This is a genomic window from Flavobacterium pectinovorum (genome assembly GCF_022802975.1).
Lineage (GTDB): Bacteria > Bacteroidota > Bacteroidia > Flavobacteriales > Flavobacteriaceae > Flavobacterium > Flavobacterium pectinovorum_B.
In genome coordinates, this window is record NZ_JAFEVZ010000014.1 from 73,738 (window position 1) to 91,667 (window position 17,930).

Consider the following 17,930-nt stretch of genomic DNA (forward strand, 5'->3'; position numbering starts at 1 on the left):
TGCTAAGGTTCTGAGGTGCTAAGGTACTAAGTTTTTTTTGAGGTTCAGAAACTCAAAGAAACAAAGGTTTAGAGTCTTATTTTGTTATTGGAATTTGGTATTCAGATTTTAAAAGTTGTATGGGATATTTAGAACGCTTGATTTTAATAATTTCGTCTTTTTTATAAAGCTCTAACAATTCTTTTTTTGAATACGTAGCTTTTCGGTTTGTATAATTTTCTGATTTATCTAAAGCATCAATTTCATAAGGCAAATAAGCATTAAAATCATTATGAGTTGTATAAACGCTGTCTTTTGTGACTTTGTCAATTTTCATATTAGAATAATAACCATCAGAAAATTTTAGATTATAAACATCTCCAACAATTGGGGTTTTTATTAGAATGCTGGTTTCGTCTTTTTTATCAAAATAATTCTTAATTGTAAAAATAAGGAATAATGCCAGAATAAAAGAACCGGTAAACATCCAAATTGAATTGCCTGTTTTTTCAGTTCTCAATTTTAATTGAATGCTTTCCGATAAATCTTCGTAGTTAAATGTTTCTTTACAATGACTGCATTTTATAAAAACAAGTTTACCTACAGGAAATAACGGAATTAGAGTCAGGTGTGTATATCTTCTGTAGATGCTAAAATGCAGAGTATTCTCTTCGTTACATTTTGGGCATTTTTCATTAAAAATTTCCCCGTTTTTTATATTTGAGTCCCGGGTTCCAATAAGAAAGAGCATATTGTTTGAGTTTGTGAGGTATGAAGGTTAGACTTGAAAGGACTTCGACTTCACTCGGTCAGACAAGCTTTATAAATTAATAAATAAGGTGCTAAAATCTTAGAATCTTAGCACCTCAGTATCTTAGCATCTTTAAGCCAGAGCTAGCTCAATTGCATTTGTAAATAAATCTTCAAGTGTTATTCCGGCTGCTTTGGCTTGCTGTGGAATCAGACTTTCTGTTGTTAATCCCGGAATGGTGTTCATTTCCAGCATGTGCGGTTCGTTGTTTACGATAATGAATTCGCTTCTTGAGAATCCTTTCATTTTCAATACTTGGTATGCACGTTTTGCAGTTTCACCAATTTTTTGTGTCAGTTCATCTGAAATTCTCGCAGGCGTGATTTCCTGTGATTTTCCTTCGTATTTCGCTTCGTAATCGAAGAAATCATTGTCTGATACGATTTCGGTAATTGGTAACACGATGATTTCGCCTTTATAATTGATAACCCCAACAGAAACTTCAGTTCCGTCAAGGAAGCTTTCGATGATGATTTCGTTGTCTTCTTTGTAGGCCACTTCAATGGCAATTGGCAATTCGGCTTCGTTTTTTACTTTTGAGATTCCGAAACTAGAACCCGCTTTGTTTGGTTTTACGAAACAAGGCAAACCTACTTTTTTAACGATTTCGGCTGTATTGATTTCGTCTCCTTTATTTAGGTAATAAGAGATTGCGGTCTTGATTCCGTATGGTTTTAAAACAGATAATAAATCACGTTTGTTGAATGTTACGGCTGCCTGATAATAATCGCAGGAAGTTTGCGGAATTCCTAACAATTCGAAATATGCCTGCATGAGTCCGTCTTCGCCCGGAGAACCGTGAATAGCATTAAAAACACAGTCAAATTTGATTTTCTCACCGTTTACGGTTACAGAGAAATCGTTTCTGTCAATTGGAAATTCAGCATCGTTTTCGTCTACATACACCCATTTTTCTTTGAAAATATGAATTCGGAATCCGTTGTATTTTGTTTTGTCAAGGTATTGTTTTACTACGTTTCCACTGATTAGAGAGATTTTATATTCGCTTGAATATCCGCCCATGATAATGGCTATGTTTTTCATTTTATATTTTTGTTTAAAGTTTAATTTTGTTTAAGGTTTCAGGTTTTCGTTGCTTCAACATTCGGTAGAAGTCGGTGTCAGTTTCGCAATTATTTAGTTAATTTACTCTCTCATTTTTATATTGTTTGTCATTTCGACGGAGGAGAAATCACACTAGAAACTCCGCAAAGTATGGTTCCAATCTTTGTCGAATCCCGAGTGTGATTTCTCCTTTCGTCGAAATGACAAAAAAAGAAAGAATGCTCTTATGAAACCTAAAAGCCCTAGCCCTGATGGCAGCGGCATCCTTTTGTGCCGGGGTTCGGCATAAAAGATACAGCGGACAGCAGGAAAGAGCTCCTTAAAATTGAAATTCCAAATTTTAAAATTCCAAATTCCAATAATCTTTGTTTTCAACATTAATAACATCGTGTTACTTTCTTGCTTAAAACAAAATTATCATTTTTTTTGAAACGAAATAGCTTTATCTTTGCGTTCATCTAAAAATAAATTTATGAGTTTACGTAAGTATTTAACGAGCCGTGTGTTTTTTTTGCAAGTGTTGGGTGCAGCTGCTATTATTGCAGTTATAGGCTATTTGTTTATGCATTGGCTGACGTTTACAACGGATCATGGACATGAAATTGCGGTTCCGAATTTAGCTAAACTGACTGAAGAGCAGGTTGAAGAAAAGCTGGACGAACTGGATTTGGATTATGTGCTTTTGGATAGTGTTGATTATAGAAGTGAGTTTCCAAAATTTAGTGTTGTAGAGCAGGATCCGCTGCCTGGGACGATGGTAAAAGTAGGAAGAAAGATATATATTAAAATTAATGCATCGGGATTTTCGTCTGTACGAATTCCGGATTTAATCGAAAAAACGTATCGTGAGGCGGTTCCGACACTGAAAGCTTTAGGACTTCAGGAAGGAACGATTACCTATATCCCAAACCTTGGAAAAGATATGGTTCTGGAACTCCGCTATAAAGGCAGAAACCTGAAAGCAGGAGACCGTGTACTGAAAGCATCTAAAATCGATTTGGTTTTAGGTGACGGAAAAGCAAGTTATGTAGATGAAAGCGAGGCTGTTGACAGTACTGCTGCGCCAATTGAAGAAAACCCAACTGATGAACAATAATAGTGAAGAAAATTTAGATCTGGAAGACGAATTATTCGAGCATTACAGATTTGAAGTCCCAAAAGGTCAGGCGTTTTTGCGTATTGACAAATATTTAATGAATTTGATTCAGAATGCCACGCGTAATAAAATTCAGAACGCTGCAAACGACGGAAACATTTTTGTGAATGATATTCCGGTAAAATCAAATTACAAAGTAAAACCTTTAGATGTGATAACCGTGATGTTGTCGCATCCGCCGTTTGAAAATCATATTCTGCCGGAAGATCTTCCAATTAATATTGTGTATGAAGATGAGGCCTTTTTGTTAATCAATAAAGAACCCGGAATGGTTGTGCATCCCGGTCACGGAAACTATACCGGAACTTTAGTTAATGCTTTGGCGCATCATTTTGATAATCTGCCAATGAACAGCAGTGAACGACCTGGTTTGGTGCACCGAATCGATAAGGATACGTCCGGACTTTTGGTGGTTGCCAAAACAGAAGCTGCCATGACACATTTGGCTAAGCAATTTGAAGCTAAAACTACCGAACGTGAATATATTGCCCTTGTGTGGGGGAATGTTGCTGCAGAAGCTGGAACGATTGAAGGAAACCTTGCCCGACATTTGAAAGACCGTATGCAGATGGCAGTTTTCGCAGATCCTGAAATTGGAAAGCCTGCGATAACACATTATAAAGTTCTGGAGCGTTTTGGTTATGTAACTTTGATTTCATGCAAACTGGAAACAGGAAGAACACACCAGATTCGTGCACACATGAAACACATCGGGCATCCGCTTTTTAATGACGAGCGTTACGGAGGTCATTTGATTCTAAAGGGAACGACTTTTACAAAATACAAACAGTTTATCGAAAATTGTTTTAAAGCCTTACCACGTCAGGCACTGCATGCAAAAACACTAGGATTCATTCATCCGAATACGGGTGAACTGATGCGTTTTGATACCGAATTGCCTCAGGATTTTCAGGATTGTATTGAAAAATGGCGTAATTATGTGAAATCGCATAATACTGAAGATGAAGAGGAATAATTTGATAATGAGATAATTTGTCAATTAGATAATTACTTTTTAAAAATGAAAAGCTCCTTAAAATGGAGCTTTTTCGTTTCATGAAAAGAAACTGAAATCTAAAAAGTCTAAAATCTAAGAAGTCTAACATTCTAAATTACTAAGTTTGTATTTCAGAAAATAATTATGAAAAACAATTTCAATCTCAGAACGGTAAATGTTACGCGTTACATTACGCCTTTGCGCGAGGGAGGTTCTTTGCCTGCTTTGGCGGAAGCCGATGACGATTTTAAATATGTCCTGAAATTTAAAGGTGCCGGTCATGGCGTAAAAGCTTTGATTGCCGAATTGGTAGGCGGACAGGTTGCGAAAGCCTTAAAATTACAGCTTCCTGAATTGGTTTTTGCCAATCTCGATGAAGCTTTTGGAAGAACCGAAGCCGATGAAGAGATTCAGGATTTGCTTCAGGGAAGTCAGGGATTAAATCTGGCGCTTCATTTTCTGTCGGGTGCGATTACTTTTGATCCTGTTGTTACGACTGTCGATGCCAAATTAGCTTCGCAGATTGTCTGGCTGGATGCTTATATCACGAATGTTGACCGAACTTTTAAAAACACCAATATGCTGATCTGGCACAAGGAATTATGGCTGATCGATCATGGCGCTTGCTTGTATTTTCATCATTCCTGGAACAACTGGGAGCAGCATGCCAAAAGTCCGTTTGCGTTGATAAAAGATCATGTTTTACTGCCTCAGGCTTCACTTTTAAAAGAAGTTGATGCCGAATTTAAAGCGATTTTAACTCCTGAAATTTTAGAAGAAATTGTCAATACGATTCCGCTGGACTGGCTTCAATGGGAAGACACAGACGAAACATCGGAAGGCTTACGAAATGTGTATTTGCAGTTTTTAAAGACAAGATTAGCCAATTCCGAAATATTTGTAAATCAGGCTCAAAATGCAAGATAATCACTTATACGAATATGCTGTGATTCGGGTTGTACCAAGGGTAGAGCGCGAAGAATTCCTGAATATCGGAATCATTTTGTTTTGCAAAAAAGCCAAATTTATAAAGGTTCTTTTTCACTTAAATAAAGAAAAAATACAAGCCCTTTCTGCTGATTTTGATATCGAACAGTTAGAATGTAATTTAACTTCATTAGAAAAAATTACCAACGGTGCCAAAGATGGCGGTCCAATTGCTGAGTTTGATATTCCGGAGCGTTTTAGATGGCTAACGGCTATTAGAAGTTCGGCTATACAAACCTCAAGACCACATCCGGGGTTGTGTGTAGATTTGGAGAAAACGATTCAGAGATTGTTTCAGGAACTTGTTCTTTAAAACCATATAAGTTATATAAGATAATTTAAGTTTTATTTTAATGAAATCTCGCAAAGACGCAAAATTTTTCACGCAGATTCTGCGGATTTAAGCAGATTATAAACAGATAATCTGCGTGCATCTGCTTAAATCTTTTTTAAATCTGCGTGAAAAAATTTTACGAGATAAAAAAGAAATCCTTTGTGAAGCTCAGTAACTCTTAGTGAATCTTTGTAGTTACTTTGTTTTAAATAAATAAAAACGTAGTGACCTTTTGCGTAACTCTTAGCGGTAAAACCAGATTTCTATTTATCTCAAATCAATAAAAAATCCGAATACAATTAAGAGTAGACTTGAAATTGGTCCGGAAACAATTGTCATTAAAGCAGTTTGTCCATCTCCGTGGCATGCCACATTTACACCAAGCATAATTATGTATATCACTGTGTTTAATAAAATGTATAAGGTAAAATTTAATGACATGAATTTTTGCCGAATTGTTTTTTCATTCAGTAAAAAAGAATCCAATTTTCTAAAAAATAAAAAGCTAGTTAGTAAGATAAAAAGAATAGAAAACCAAAGTACAATTGTATAGCTTATTTCGCAGTTATGGGTTATTTTTTCTATTCCCAAAGCTAAGAGTACACATGGAAAAATACTGAAAATTGGAAATATAGGAATCAAAGTCCATAAAGCATTTGTAAAAGCATATTTTGTAAATCTGAAATTCATTTTATATTATTCATTTAATTAGAATTTACTATTCAATTTTACCAAAAATAAATACTTAATAAGAAAACTTTACCCCAAGAAATCTTTCAACTCGTTGTTAGTGTGCAATGTCATTAAGTTAATCGGTTTATCCTTCACTTCGAGTGATTTATACATTAATGTGATAGCTTTTAATGCATAAAATTGTATCGAGAAGTCTTAAAACACTTTGGTTCTCGATATTTCATAATAATTTTCTATCGCAAATTATTACGCAACTCAAACTGACAAATCCTTAACTTAATGACATTGCGTTCGCAGAAGATTTGATCTAATTCATTCATTAATGTTAATTTCGCCGTTTCAGGATATGTTTATTTATAGTGCTGATAAAACTTATTATTAAAAATCGCATTCGGGTCATATTTCATTTTAAGTTCAAAAAAGGCATCGGCCTGCGGATATACTTTTCTCATTTTCTCCCTGTCAATATGTAAACGATACGGAAGATAAAAAGTTCCTTTATTATTGATGGTAATGTCAACCAAATCATTGGTTAGGACCTTCATTTGTTTTTCCTGTTCTGCTGTTTTTTTCTGGTTGAATAAAAAGACAAAACCAAACACATTTTCCTTGGCATAATTCATATAACTGTCTTTGTCCTGATAGATACCACGAATCGTAATGTTAATCAAATCAATGTCAGACTTTTCTAATATAGGTTTCATGTCTTTAATGAATTGATTGAAGTTTCGCTCCGGAATAAAATATTCCTGTAAAATGTCTGTCGAATTCGGATCTTTGTTTTCAATCAGCGAAACATGATCGTTTAGTAGCTCATTTCTGGAGAAGGTTTCATTTTTTAAAACTTTCGTCATTCCCGATTCTAAATCCCAGCGGAGTCTTTTACCATATTCACTGTTTACAGTTCCTCTAAAAACCAAACGTTTGGTTTCAGAAGCTTTCTCGTGTAAGTTTTGTAAAGGCAATGGTTTTTCATCCACTCTTTCAAAAAAGTTTAATGTTGCATCTTCTAAAAAGTGTTTCTCAGAAATTCTTAATCTTCCAAAAACCAATTCGACATTTGGATTTTGAGAAACATATTTTTTATAATTTGCCACATAATTTTCTGCACTTAATTTGACATATTTATAGCGTAAAGCCGTATTGTTTACAACCTTAAGTTTCACATCCAAAATAATTCCGAAAAGGCCATAACCGCCAATAACCGATTTAAATAATTCCTGATTTTCGGTTCTGCTGCAATTCATGATTTTGCCTTCATAATTCATCAAAGTAAAAGAAATAACACTCGACGAAACAGGAGGTGAGTCCTTCTGCCAGCCGTGACCGTTAACGCTCATAGATCCGCCGATGGAGAACGAACTAAAAGCCTGCATTACGGCAATTGATTTGCCGCGTTTGTCCAAATATTCAATAGCATCCTGCCATAATGCACCTGAACCAATCGTCAGAATGTTAGTATTAGAATCTAATTCAATATGTTTGTACGGGAGCATATTAACCTCGATTCCGTCAGGATAAATGCTATGCCCGCCCATACTGTGTTGTGCTCCGGCAACGGCTATTTTAAGTTTTTTTTCCTGAGCATATTTTAAAATGCTTTGAAGTTGTTTTATGATCTCAGTTTTATCTTCAGGAACCTTTAATATAGTATCAACCTTCGTTAAATTAAGCTGACTTGCATCATTTGTATAACCATTCGGAATTTCATTTGTAAGCTCTGCTTCGTTCCATTTGGTCATTAATACATGGAGTACAGGAACAGATATAAAGACTACAGTTATAAAAAGAAGGGTAAGATAAAATTGTTTTTTCTTCATGTATTGATTGTGATGGCAGACTGTAAATATAGAAGATTTATGTTCAAAAAATAAATACATCGATATAAATATTCGTACAAAAGCCATAAACCATAAGAACGAAATCTTACAATTTTGTGGCTTGAAATTTTTATAATAGCGATTTCTTATCGTTGCTAGTGCGAGCGTCTCGCTCGTACCTGTTCCAATTGGTTTTGAATTTCTTTGTGCTCACGAGCGGGACGCTCGCGCTAGCGGGGGAAGTTGCTGAATCGGAAATAACTTTTTTTTAAAAATATATTAAATTTTGAAGAGACCTTTTGTGGAGGTCTCTTTTTTGTTCTATTGCTAGCGCAAGCGTCTCGCTCGTGCACGTTCCAATTGGTTTTGAATTTCTTTGCGTTCACGAGCGGGACGCTCGCGCTAGCAGGGGAAACATAAGCCGTATAAGAGAGCTTAAAGATATGAAACAGGAAGCACTGGCACAGGCTTTGGGAATAAGTCAGCAGGCAGTTTCTGCTATTGAAAACAGCGAAACTGTAGACGAACAAAAACTAATTGAAGTAGCTAAAGCTCTTGAAGTTTCTGTTGAAGCAATTAAAAACTTTTCGGAAGAAGCGGTTTTAAATATTATTGGTAATACTTATCATGATAATGGTATTGTAAATGCCGGACTTAATTATAATTGTACTTTTAATCCTTTAGATAAAGTTGTTGAACTTTACGAACGTTTGGTGCAAGCTGAAAAAGAGAAAATTGAGTATTTGGAGAAATTATTGAACGGGAAATAAACGTTTTTTGAACATATATTTAATTCTGGAAAGAGGTCTTGATAAGATCTCTTTTTTTATTCTGGTTTCGCTTATAAAAATTGTAATTGATTTTTAAATTTTTCCAACAGTAAAAAATATCTTTTTTCTTTCTTATTTTTATAATTAGTTTAAAATCAAAAATCTATTAATGTCTATTTTTAAATCATGAAAAGACCACAAATATTATCTTTAAACTTAACTGAAAAAGCAAATCAATTACTGGTAGAAAAAGGATATGATGTTTATAAAGGTAGTCTAGGAAAGCTTATTGATACTCAAAATAAAAAGCAAGAAGGCAAGTATTGCTTAAATAACTTTGATTTACCTCCAAATTTTCATGAATATGATATTGTTATTGTTGACTTATCAAATGAGGAAATAATTTCTTATTCAAAAGAAGAGAATATTCGTTCAGAGAACAAAAGCAACAATAATATGTATATGCTTTGTCAATATCCTCAAACAATTTTTGACCCTCGAGGACTAGCTATAAAAAAAATGTCTAATGAAATAATTGAATTAATTAAAAAGGATTCAATGTTAATTGTTTTTCAAGAGAAAGCTTTTGAAAATCAATATCATGTGGTTGAAGAAAATGGAGATAGGCCGATTTCTAAAAGTAAGTTTTCTGTTGGTAACTATGAATTTATGCCGGTGTTTCCTTTTATAAAAAATAAACATGGTATTATTACTAAGGTTGTTCCTGAAGGGACAGAATTTGCTAAATTGTTAAGTAAATATAATTCTGATTTCTCTTATGAAAATATTTATAGTCATCCAACAATGTGGGATGGTGATGAGAGGGTTTTGAATCCTAACTTTTATCCGCTTTTAAGAAATACTAATGATGAAATAATATCATTCGTAAATTTTAAAGAAAAGTCAAGTTTGTATTTGTTTCCTAAAATGTCTGATTATTCAAATTTTTTAATTGAATTTATTCAAAATATTGCTCCTGAATATCAACCTGCGTTATTTCCAGATTCAACACTTAAAAAATGGACAAATGATACAGAATATGCTTTGCCGAATCATCTAAAGTTGTTAGAAGAAAAAGAAATAATCTTAGAAGAATTTAAAAAAAGGCATAAAGCGAAAGAATCGGAAATTGCAAAAAATATGATTGAATATGATTTTTTGCATGGTATTTTGACAGAAAGCGGAGATAATTTAGTTCATGCAGTTATTAAATTTTTGGAATGGCTTGGTTTTATAAATGTTGTTGATATGGATACGCAAGTCACTACAATAAAAGAAGAAGATATACAGATTGAAACTAGTAAAGGATTGTTGGTTATAGAAGTTAAAGGGATTGGAGGAACCTCAAAAGATTCGGAGTGTAGTCAAATTTCAAAAATTAAATATAGAAGAGCAAAACAAAGAGATGCTTTTGACGTCTTTGGTCTTTATATTGTAAATCATCAAAGATATCTACCTCCATTGAAAAGAGAAAACCCACCTTTTAACAATGAACAAATTGCTCACGCCATAAGTGATGAAAGAGGATTGTTAACGACTTGGGATTTATTTAATTTGTTTTATGATGTTGAAAAAGAAGTTATAACTAAAGAAGAAGCTAGAGAGAGATTTTATAATTATGGGTTGATTTCATTTACGCCTCAAAATCTTAAATTAATATCAAAAATTGAAGAGGTATATCTTAAAGGCTTGGTGTTTATATTGAAATTAGATAAAATAACTTTGAAAATAGGGGATATTTTATTTATTGAAAAAAATGGGAGATTTGAAAAATTAACGATTGTTGAATTAAAATTGAATGACAAAAGTGTTGATGAAGTATATGAAGGAGAAGTAGGTGTAAAGGGGGATATTTTTGTAAATAAAATGTCTAACGTTTATATTAAATTTTAATTTATTAAAACATTAAAGGCTTTAAAACAAGCCTTCAATGTTTTAGATATTAGTTAATTTATATCATTTTTTTAATGAGATTTTCAGAAAAAATTACCCCAAGAAAGCCTTCAACTCTTCATAAGTCCCAATCTTCACACTAACTTTCTCCTCATTAATAACACTCTCAATTTGAGCAGGAATAGGAAGTGTAATTCCTAAAGCAGGTTCAACAACATCTAAGAATTTAATAGGATGCGCCGTTTCTAAGAAAATACCAATGGCGTTAGGATATTTTTCAAGCTCTTTTTTCAAACCTAAATAACCAACAGCGCCGTGAGGTTCTGCGATGTAACCATCTGTGTTATAAATTTTCTTTAGAGCTTCAAGTGTTTCTTCATCAGTATAACTATAAGAAGAAAAGTCTTTTTCAAAAGCCTTCAAGTCATTATTGTACAATTCCTGAATCCTGATAAAGTTGCTTGGGTTTCCAACGTCCATTGCGTTAGAGATGGTGGCTTTAGAAGGTTTCGGATCGTATTTTCCGTTTTCTAAGAATCTTGGTACGGTATCGTTTACGTTTGTAGACGCTACAAAATGTTCAATTGGCAGACCTAATTTCTTTGCCATAATTCCGGCGCAGATATTTCCGAAGTTTCCGCTTGGGCAAGAGAAAACTAATGGTTTGTTTTGGTTTTTCAACGCTTTGTAAGCAAAGAAGAAATAAAACATTTGCGGTAACCAGCGCGAAATATTAATCGAATTCGCTGAGGTCAGGTTTTTATGCGCTAAAGTTTCATCTAAAAACGCTTTTTTCACCATATCCTGACAATCGTCAAAAACGCCGTCAACTTCAAGTGCTTTAATGTTCTGCCCTAAAGTAGTCAATTGTTTTTCCTGAATATCGCTCACTTTTCCTGACGGATATAAAATAACAACATCAACCCCGTCAACGCCTAAAAATCCACTGGCAACGGCTCCGCCTGTATCTCCTGAAGTCGCTACTAAAACGGTGTTTTTAGCGTCTTTTTTGTCTTTGTTGAAATAGCCAAGACAGCGTGACATAAATCGCGCTCCAACGTCTTTAAACGCCATTGTCGGCCCGTGGAATAATTCTAACGAATAGATTCCGTTTTCAACTTTCACCACCGGAAAATCAAAAACTAAAGTATCAGCAATGATTTCTTTTAGTTTTTCTGCCGGGATTTCATCACCAACGAATTGTTTGATCGCTTCAAAAGCAATTTCTTCGTGGCTTAAACTTTCGATTGTATCAAAAAATGAAGGATCTAAAGCGGTAATATTTTCAGGGAAATATAATCCTTTATCACTCGCTAATCCTTGTATTACAGCTTCCTGAAAAGAAACTTTTGGGGCATTATGGTTTAAACTGTAGTATTTCATTGTGTTGTTTTTATTTAACCGCAAAGAGCGCAAGGAATTGGGTTCTTTTGAAAACGCAGAGAACGCAAAGCTTTGTGGTGATATTTTTTATTTCAATAAATTATGTTTTCAATTATGTGTTAGTTCTGTCAGGCTGAGCGGAGTCGAAGCCCCGCAACGTATAGACATAATGTAAATCCTCAAAGTTTGTCATTTCGAGGAACGAGAAATCACACTCGAAACTCCGTATAGAAATTCGCCAATCTTTGTCGACAAACTAGTGTGATTTGCTTCGCCTATTCGCTATCGCTCGGGTCTCCTTTTAGTCGAAATGACAAACTAGACGTGCTATGATTTGTGTCTCACTTTGCGTGGGCTTCGACTCCGATCAGCCTGACAAACGCCTCGTATAACTCTTAATACTTAATTCTTTGTACTTAATACATTTCGCAATTCACATCTCACATTTTACAAAATCCTTACACCATCCGGATTAATCTTCGATACATGAATTTCATACGGCAAATTCATCTTTTCGTAAACCTCGCTCATGGCTTTGGCGATTTGATCTGCGGTTTCTTTCCCTCGGCTTAAAGCAAAAATCGACGGACCTGAACCTGAAATTCCGGAACCTAAAGCACCGTTTTCGTAAGCAGTTTGTTTGATTAAATCAAATCCCGGAATCAAAACACTTCGTAAAGGCTCTACGATTTCGTCATGAAGCGATCTTCCAATCAATTCGTAATCTTTGGTGTAAAGACCTGCAACCAATCCGCCCACATTTCCCCATTGCATAATGGCACTTTTTAGGGAAACGTTTTGTTTTAAAACCGAACGTGCGTCGGAAGTTTTCAATTCAATCTGTGGGTGAACCACCGTTGCGTATAATTCTTCAGGACTGTCAATTCTGATAATATCAAGCGGAGCGTAGCTTCTTACCAAAGTAAATCCGCCTAAAAGGGCAGGGGCAACGTTGTCAGCATGCGCGTTTCCGCTGGCTAATTTTTCGCCCTGCATGGCAAACTGAACCAAATCTTTACGGGAATAAGGTCTTCCTAATAATTCATTAATTCCGAAAACCGCTCCGGCAGAACTTGCAGCACTGCTTCCAATTCCGCTTCCGGCTTTGATATTTTTATAAATTTCGATTTCAAATCCAAAATCCAGTTCGTCCAAAGTTGCTAACATTGCCAAAGCAGCAACACCCGAAACGTTTTTCTCGGTTTCAAGAGGCAAATCGGCACCCACAATTTTAGTAATCCGAACACCTTTCTGATCTGATTTTCGAACAATCATTTCATCGCCCGCATTGTCTAAGCAAAGTCCAAGCACATCGAATCCGCATGAGAGGTTGGCAATTGTAGCGGGACAGAATAATTTTATTTCCATTTTTTAAAAGGTTCTGAGTTGCTAAGATGCTAAGGTTCTAAGTTTTTCTTTGCAACTGTTTATTTTTTGTTTCTAATGAACTAAGGTTCTAAATGAAAGATTTAAGGAAAAAGCCTCAGAATCTTAGCAACTTAGAACCTTAGCACCTTTATATATTACCTATTCGAATGACATCCGCAAAAATCCCTGAAGCAGTTACGGCTGCACCGGCACCTGCTCCTTTGATCAATAAAGGCTGGTCTACGTAACGATCTGTGTAGAAAAGCACGATATTGTCTTTTCCTTCCAAATTATAGAAAGGATGATCTTTTGGAATGAACAGAAGACCTACGCTTGCTTTTCCGTTTTCGAACTGTGCTACGTATTTTAGTCTTGAATCTTTAGCTAAAGCTTCTTTGTAAATGTTTTCAAAATGCTGAGAATGTTTGATTAACGATGCAAAGAAATCTTCGTTGTTTGTTGTTGCTAAGCATTCAGCTGGTAAAAACGATTCATTTGCAATAGCGTCAATATCCATTTCGTAACCGCTTTCGCGAATTAGAATCAGGATTTTACGCGCTACGTCGATTCCGCTTAAGTCGATTTTAGGATCCGGTTCTGTGAATCCCTGAACCCCGGCTTCTTTCACAACATCATGAAAAGAATTATTCTCATCAAAATTATTGAAAATAAAGTTTAGACTTCCGGATAACACGGCCTGAATTTTATGCACTTTATCACCTGAAGCGATTAAGTTTTTAACTGTATCGATAATCGGCAATCCCGCACCCACATTCGTTTCAAATAAAAACGGAGCGTTATACTGGCGAGATAAGCTTTTTAGTTTTTTATAGTTGTCGTAAGCAGATGAACAGGCAATTTTGTTACAAGTTACAACCGCAATACTTTCTTTTAGGAACTTTTCATACATTTCAGAAACGCTTGCATTTGCCGTAATGTCTACGAAAATGCTGTTTCTTAAATTCAGTTCTTTTGCACGGGCGATGAATTCTGTAGGAATTGCAGTTTCTCCTTTATCCAAAGTCGACTGCCAGTCTTTTAGAGAAATTCCGTCTTCATCAAAAAACATTTTTCTGGAGTTTGACAGAGCAATCACACGAACATTGATTTTTAGAACGTCTTTTAAGAATTTCTTCTGGCTGTGAATCTGCTCGATGAATTTCTCACCCACATTTCCAACACCCATTACGAATAAATTCAGCTGTTTGGTGTTTTCTTCAAAGAAGTTTTCGTGTAAAGTATTTAAAGCTTTCTTAACATCTCTTTCGTTGATTACTGCTGAAATATTTCTTTCAGAAGCTCCCTGAGCAATAGCACGGATATTTACGTTATTTTTTCCTAAAGTGCTGAACATTCTTCCACTCAGACCCTGATGGTTTTTCATGTTTTCGCCTACCAAAGCAATAATGCAAAGGTCTTTTTCTACAATACAAGGATCGATTTTGTTTTGTAAAATCTCCACTTCAAAAGCTTTATTGATGGCTTCTTCAGCATTTTCAGCATCCGAATTTAAGATTCCAATACAGATGGAGTGCTCAGAAGAGGCCTGAGTAATAAAAATAACATTGATTTTTTCGTGGGACAAAACCTCAAATAAACGTTTTGATGAGCCTGAAACTCCAATCATTCCCGGACCTTCAAGTGTCAGTAACGAAATATGATCAATATGGCTGATTCCTCTTACAGCTGCTCCATTTGAAGGCGCCTGATTTGTGATTAAAGTACCTTCAGCTTCCGGTTCAAATGTATTTTTGATTAAAATTGGAATGTTTTTTCTTAAAACTGGCTGAATTGTTGGCGGATATAAAACTTTTGCTCCAAAATGCGACAATTCCATAGCTTCCTGATACGAAATTGCAGCAATTGGCTGTGCCTGTTTTACAATTTTAGGGTTTGCAGTAAACATTCCGTTTACATCTGTCCAGATTTCAAGTTGTTCAGCATTCATTGCTCCTGCAATGATAGCGGCAGTGTAGTCTGAACCGCCACGGCCTAAAGTTGATGTGATGCCATCAAGAGTCTGGGCAATAAAGCCAGGCAAAATATTAATGTTCGATTGGTTTTCTGCGAAATATTCCTGAATCAAAACGTTTGAAATTTCAAAGTTTACAACCGCTTTGCTAAAGTCATTATTCGTTTTAATTAACTCACGACTGTCTTTATAAACAGCATCTTTATTAATTTGCTGATAAGCCTGAGCAATAATATAGGAAGAAAGCAATTCGCCAAAACTCAAAATAGTATCTGCAGTTCTTGGAGATAATTCACCCAAAAGGAAACAGCCGTCCAGTAAAGTTTCTAAATGATTGATGATTCTTTTTACGTGGCTCAACAGGCTACTTTGTTCGCTAACCGGAATAAGTTCTTTTAAGGTTTCAAGGTGTTTTTTCTCGATTTCAGCAACGATATCTCTAAAACTTTCGTCATTTTCTGCTGCTTTTGCCGCCGCAAGATGTAATAAATCGGTTACTTTGCTTAATGCAGAAACAACAACAACGAGTTTGTCTTTTTCAGCGTTTTGTTTAATAATTTCGAGAACGAGTTTTATATTTTGTGCATTGGCAACCGAAGTTCCGCCAAATTTTAATACTTTCATTTTGATGTTTTTTTCTTTTATGCAAATATTTTTATGTATCCAAAGTCTTTCTTCTTTCAGGAAAAAAGTATAGATAAACAGGATTATATGTAAAAATGTATACCCCTAAGGGGTTGTAGTTGTTGTAGTAGAAATAATGGTAGCAGCAATTGCAACTTCTGATTGAGTTGTCATTGTAGATTGATATTTTGTGCTGTTACGTTTCATTTTTGATTTTTCAAAAGTACAGTTTTTTATAAAAGTTAAAAAGCTAAATTGTTTTTTTGCGAATATTTTAATAAAACAAATGATAAAAAATCAATATTGAGTATTTGTTAAAATTACACGCTCTAAGTTGGGTTTTTGATATATTTAAGATTAAAATTCATTTGATCTAAGAATTTGTTTTTAACTGGATTTGCACTAAAAGCGGTATTTGTATTTCTAAGTTAGGATTGTGAAATAAATAATTTTAAAAATTACTTGATTAGAAATTTTAATTATTGTGATAAATTGTTGCTTTTTAATGTTGATTTGTTGAATTTTGACGTTTTAATTTGAAACCATCATGAGGGAAATCCATTATATAAGTACTGAAACTTTAACTTTACAAACGTTACAAGAGATTTTAGGGAACGATAAAGCATTAGAATTATCTGAAGAAGCAAAAGTAAATGTTCAGAAATGTCGTGATTATCTGGATAAAAAAATGGCTTCCCATTCTGAGCCTATTTATGGTATTAATACAGGATTTGGATCACTTTGTAATGTGAAAATTTCGAATGAAAATTTATCTAAACTACAAGAAAATCTGGTAAAATCTCATGCTTGCGGAACAGGAGAAGAAGTGCCGGCTGAGATTGTAAAATTGATGCTGTTGCTTAAAATCCAGTCTTTGAGCTATGGTCATTCCGGAATTCAGTTACAGACTTTAAATCGTTTGGTTGATTTTTATAATAATGATGTTTTACCTGTTATATATACTCAGGGTTCTCTTGGTGCTTCCGGAGATTTAGCGCCATTAGCGCATTTGTCTCTGCCTTTGTTAGGAGAAGGAGAGGTGTTTTTTGAAGGTAGAAGAATGGCTTCAGCAGAAGTTTTAAAACATTTTAACTGGGAACCGATTATTTTACAGTCAAAAGAAGGTTTGGCATTGTTAAACGGTACGCAGTTTATGGCTGCTTATGGGGTATATATTTTGATAAAAGCGTATAAATATTCTTATTTGGCTGATTTGATCGGAACAATTTCATTAGAAGCTTTTGATGGAAGAATTGAGCCTTTTAATGAGCTGATACATTTTATACGTCCTCACAAAGGTCAGATTGTGACGGCTCAGCGTATAAATGAGTTTTTAGATGGTAGCGAAATTATCGCTCAGGAAAAAAAACACGTTCAGGATCCGTATTCTTTCCGTTGTATGCCTCAGGTTCACGGTGCTTCAAAAGATGCAATTGATTATGTTCGAAAAGTATTCAAAACAGAAATTAACTCGGTTACTGATAATCCAAATATATTTATTGAATCCGACCAGATTATTTCAGGTGGAAATTTCCACGGACAGCCATTAGCTTTAGCGTTGGATTTTATGGCAATTGCTTTGGCCGAATTAGGAAGTATTTCTGAAAGAAGAACGTATCAGTTAATTTCAGGTTTGCGAAATCTTCCGGCATTTTTGGTGGATAACCCGGGACTGAATTCAGGATTTATGATTCCGCAATACACAGCGGCAAGTATTGCCAGTCAGAATAAACAATTGGCAACACCATCAAGTGTAGATAGTATTGTTTCGAGCAACGGGCAGGAAGATCATGTAAGTATGGGGGCAAACGGGGCAACAAAGGCCTTAAAGGTTATGGATAATTTAGAGCGTATTTTGGCAATTGAATTATTGAATGCTTCGCAGGCAATTGCATACAGAGCGCCTTTGAAATCAAGTGATTTTATTGAAATGTTTTTAAGCAGTTATAGAGAAATAGTGCCTTTGGTGAAAGAAGACAGAATTTTGCATTATGATATTGAGAAAACCGTTTCATTCTTAAATAGTTTCCAAATAGAAAACGATTTGTTAACAATGGCTTAACATAGAAAAATAATAT

14 protein-coding genes are annotated in these 17,930 nt (G+C 34.8%); 7 read left to right on the plus strand and 7 right to left on the minus strand.

Features of this window, described 5'->3' with window-relative positions:
• Positions 1–76 precede the first annotated feature (76 nt).
• Entirely contained in the window at positions 77–730 is a 654-nt protein-coding gene (locus tag FLV_RS17345; RefSeq protein WP_243235819.1) for a zinc ribbon domain-containing protein, read from the minus strand.
• A 132-nt stretch (positions 731–862) separates the two neighbouring features.
• Positions 863–1,834: a D-alanine--D-alanine ligase gene (locus FLV_RS17350; RefSeq protein ID WP_243235821.1), complete on the minus strand. Its 972-nt coding sequence runs from the start codon at positions 1,832–1,834 to the stop codon at positions 863–865.
• A 493-nt stretch (positions 1,835–2,327) separates the two neighbouring features.
• Between FLV_RS17350 and FLV_RS17355 the strand changes: the two genes are divergently transcribed.
• From FLV_RS17355 to FLV_RS17370, 4 genes are all read left to right on the plus strand, one after another.
• Complete coding sequence (locus tag FLV_RS17355) at positions 2,328–2,951, plus strand: PASTA domain-containing protein (protein ID WP_243235827.1); 624 nt, start codon at positions 2,328–2,330, stop codon at positions 2,949–2,951.
• Entirely contained in the window at positions 2,941–3,987 is a 1,047-nt protein-coding gene (locus FLV_RS17360; RefSeq protein WP_243235828.1) for an RluA family pseudouridine synthase, read from the plus strand. The genes FLV_RS17355 and FLV_RS17360 overlap by 11 nt, the downstream gene beginning before the upstream one ends.
• Before the next feature lie 165 nt (positions 3,988–4,152).
• The gene (locus FLV_RS17365; protein WP_243235829.1) at positions 4,153–4,935 is read left to right on the plus strand and encodes a HipA family kinase; all 783 of its coding nucleotides are present in this window, start codon (positions 4,153–4,155) and stop codon (positions 4,933–4,935) included.
• Positions 4,925–5,308, plus strand: coding sequence for a DUF3037 domain-containing protein (locus tag FLV_RS17370; protein WP_243235830.1), 384 nt, complete (start codon positions 4,925–4,927; stop codon positions 5,306–5,308). The genes FLV_RS17365 and FLV_RS17370 overlap by 11 nt, the downstream gene beginning before the upstream one ends.
• A 288-nt stretch (positions 5,309–5,596) precedes the next feature.
• On the opposite strand, the gene FLV_RS17375 is transcribed toward FLV_RS17370, so the two are convergent.
• The gene (locus FLV_RS17375) at positions 5,597–6,019 is read right to left on the minus strand and encodes a hypothetical protein (protein ID WP_243235831.1); all 423 of its coding nucleotides are present in this window, start codon (positions 6,017–6,019) and stop codon (positions 5,597–5,599) included.
• Positions 6,020–6,372: 353 nt separating this feature from the next.
• On the minus strand, positions 6,373–7,842 hold the full coding sequence (locus tag FLV_RS17380) for an FAD-binding oxidoreductase (RefSeq protein WP_243235832.1): 1,470 nt from the start codon (positions 7,840–7,842) through the stop codon (positions 6,373–6,375).
• Between the two features lie 443 nt (positions 7,843–8,285).
• Between FLV_RS17380 and FLV_RS17385 the strand changes: the two genes are divergently transcribed.
• Positions 8,286–8,612: a helix-turn-helix domain-containing protein gene (locus FLV_RS17385; RefSeq protein ID WP_243235837.1), complete on the plus strand. Its 327-nt coding sequence runs from the start codon at positions 8,286–8,288 to the stop codon at positions 8,610–8,612.
• Between the two features lie 186 nt (positions 8,613–8,798).
• Positions 8,799–10,505: a hypothetical protein gene (locus FLV_RS17390; RefSeq protein ID WP_243235846.1), complete on the plus strand. Its 1,707-nt coding sequence runs from the start codon at positions 8,799–8,801 to the stop codon at positions 10,503–10,505.
• 93 nt (positions 10,506–10,598) lie between these two features.
• Here FLV_RS17390 and thrC read toward each other — a convergent pair whose 3' ends face one another.
• The 3 genes from thrC to thrA all read right to left on the minus strand — a co-directional run bounded on the left by thrC (position 10,599) and on the right by thrA (position 15,852).
• Positions 10,599–11,888, minus strand: coding sequence for a threonine synthase (gene thrC, locus FLV_RS17395; protein ID WP_243235857.1), 1,290 nt, complete (start codon positions 11,886–11,888; stop codon positions 10,599–10,601).
• Positions 11,889–12,335: 447 nt separating this feature from the next.
• Positions 12,336–13,256 carry a homoserine kinase gene (locus tag FLV_RS17400; RefSeq protein ID WP_243235859.1) on the minus strand — a complete coding sequence of 307 codons (921 nt, stop codon included), beginning with the start codon at positions 13,254–13,256 and terminating at the stop codon, positions 12,336–12,338.
• 148 nt (positions 13,257–13,404) lie between these two features.
• Positions 13,405–15,852 (minus strand): bifunctional aspartate kinase/homoserine dehydrogenase I, encoded by a 2,448-nt coding sequence (gene thrA / locus FLV_RS17405; protein WP_243235860.1) that lies wholly within the window; start codon positions 15,850–15,852, stop codon positions 13,405–13,407.
• Positions 15,853–16,399: 547 nt separating this feature from the next.
• On the opposite strand from thrA, the gene hutH reads away from it, so the two are divergent.
• Positions 16,400–17,914, plus strand: coding sequence for a histidine ammonia-lyase (gene hutH, locus FLV_RS17410; protein ID WP_243235861.1), 1,515 nt, complete (start codon positions 16,400–16,402; stop codon positions 17,912–17,914).
• Positions 17,915–17,930 lie beyond the last annotated feature (16 nt).

Bases quoted from the DNA above. Each gene is read 5' to 3' on its own strand.
- thrC (WP_243235857.1), bottom strand. From the start codon at position 11,888: ATGAAATACTACAGTTTAAACCATAATGCCCCAAAAGTTTCTTTTCAG.
- thrA (WP_243235860.1), bottom strand. From the start codon at position 15,852: ATGAAAGTATTAAAATTTGGCGGAACTTCGGTTGCCAATGCACAAAAT.
- FLV_RS17400 (WP_243235859.1), bottom strand. From the start codon at position 13,256: ATGGAAATAAAATTATTCTGTCCCGCTACAATTGCCAACCTCTCATGC.
- FLV_RS17370 (WP_243235830.1), top strand. From the start codon at position 4,925: ATGCAAGATAATCACTTATACGAATATGCTGTGATTCGGGTTGTACCA.
- hutH (WP_243235861.1), top strand. From the start codon at position 16,400: ATGAGGGAAATCCATTATATAAGTACTGAAACTTTAACTTTACAAACG.
- FLV_RS17365 (WP_243235829.1), top strand. From the start codon at position 4,153: ATGAAAAACAATTTCAATCTCAGAACGGTAAATGTTACGCGTTACATT.
- FLV_RS17345 (WP_243235819.1), bottom strand. From the start codon at position 730: ATGCTCTTTCTTATTGGAACCCGGGACTCAAATATAAAAAACGGGGAA.
- FLV_RS17350 (WP_243235821.1), bottom strand. From the start codon at position 1,834: ATGAAAAACATAGCCATTATCATGGGCGGATATTCAAGCGAATATAAA.
- FLV_RS17360 (WP_243235828.1), top strand. From the start codon at position 2,941: ATGAACAATAATAGTGAAGAAAATTTAGATCTGGAAGACGAATTATTC.
- FLV_RS17385 (WP_243235837.1), top strand. From the start codon at position 8,286: ATGAAACAGGAAGCACTGGCACAGGCTTTGGGAATAAGTCAGCAGGCA.
- FLV_RS17375 (WP_243235831.1), bottom strand. From the start codon at position 6,019: ATGAATTTCAGATTTACAAAATATGCTTTTACAAATGCTTTATGGACT.
- FLV_RS17355 (WP_243235827.1), top strand. From the start codon at position 2,328: ATGAGTTTACGTAAGTATTTAACGAGCCGTGTGTTTTTTTTGCAAGTG.
- FLV_RS17390 (WP_243235846.1), top strand. From the start codon at position 8,799: ATGAAAAGACCACAAATATTATCTTTAAACTTAACTGAAAAAGCAAAT.
- FLV_RS17380 (WP_243235832.1), bottom strand. From the start codon at position 7,842: ATGAAGAAAAAACAATTTTATCTTACCCTTCTTTTTATAACTGTAGTC.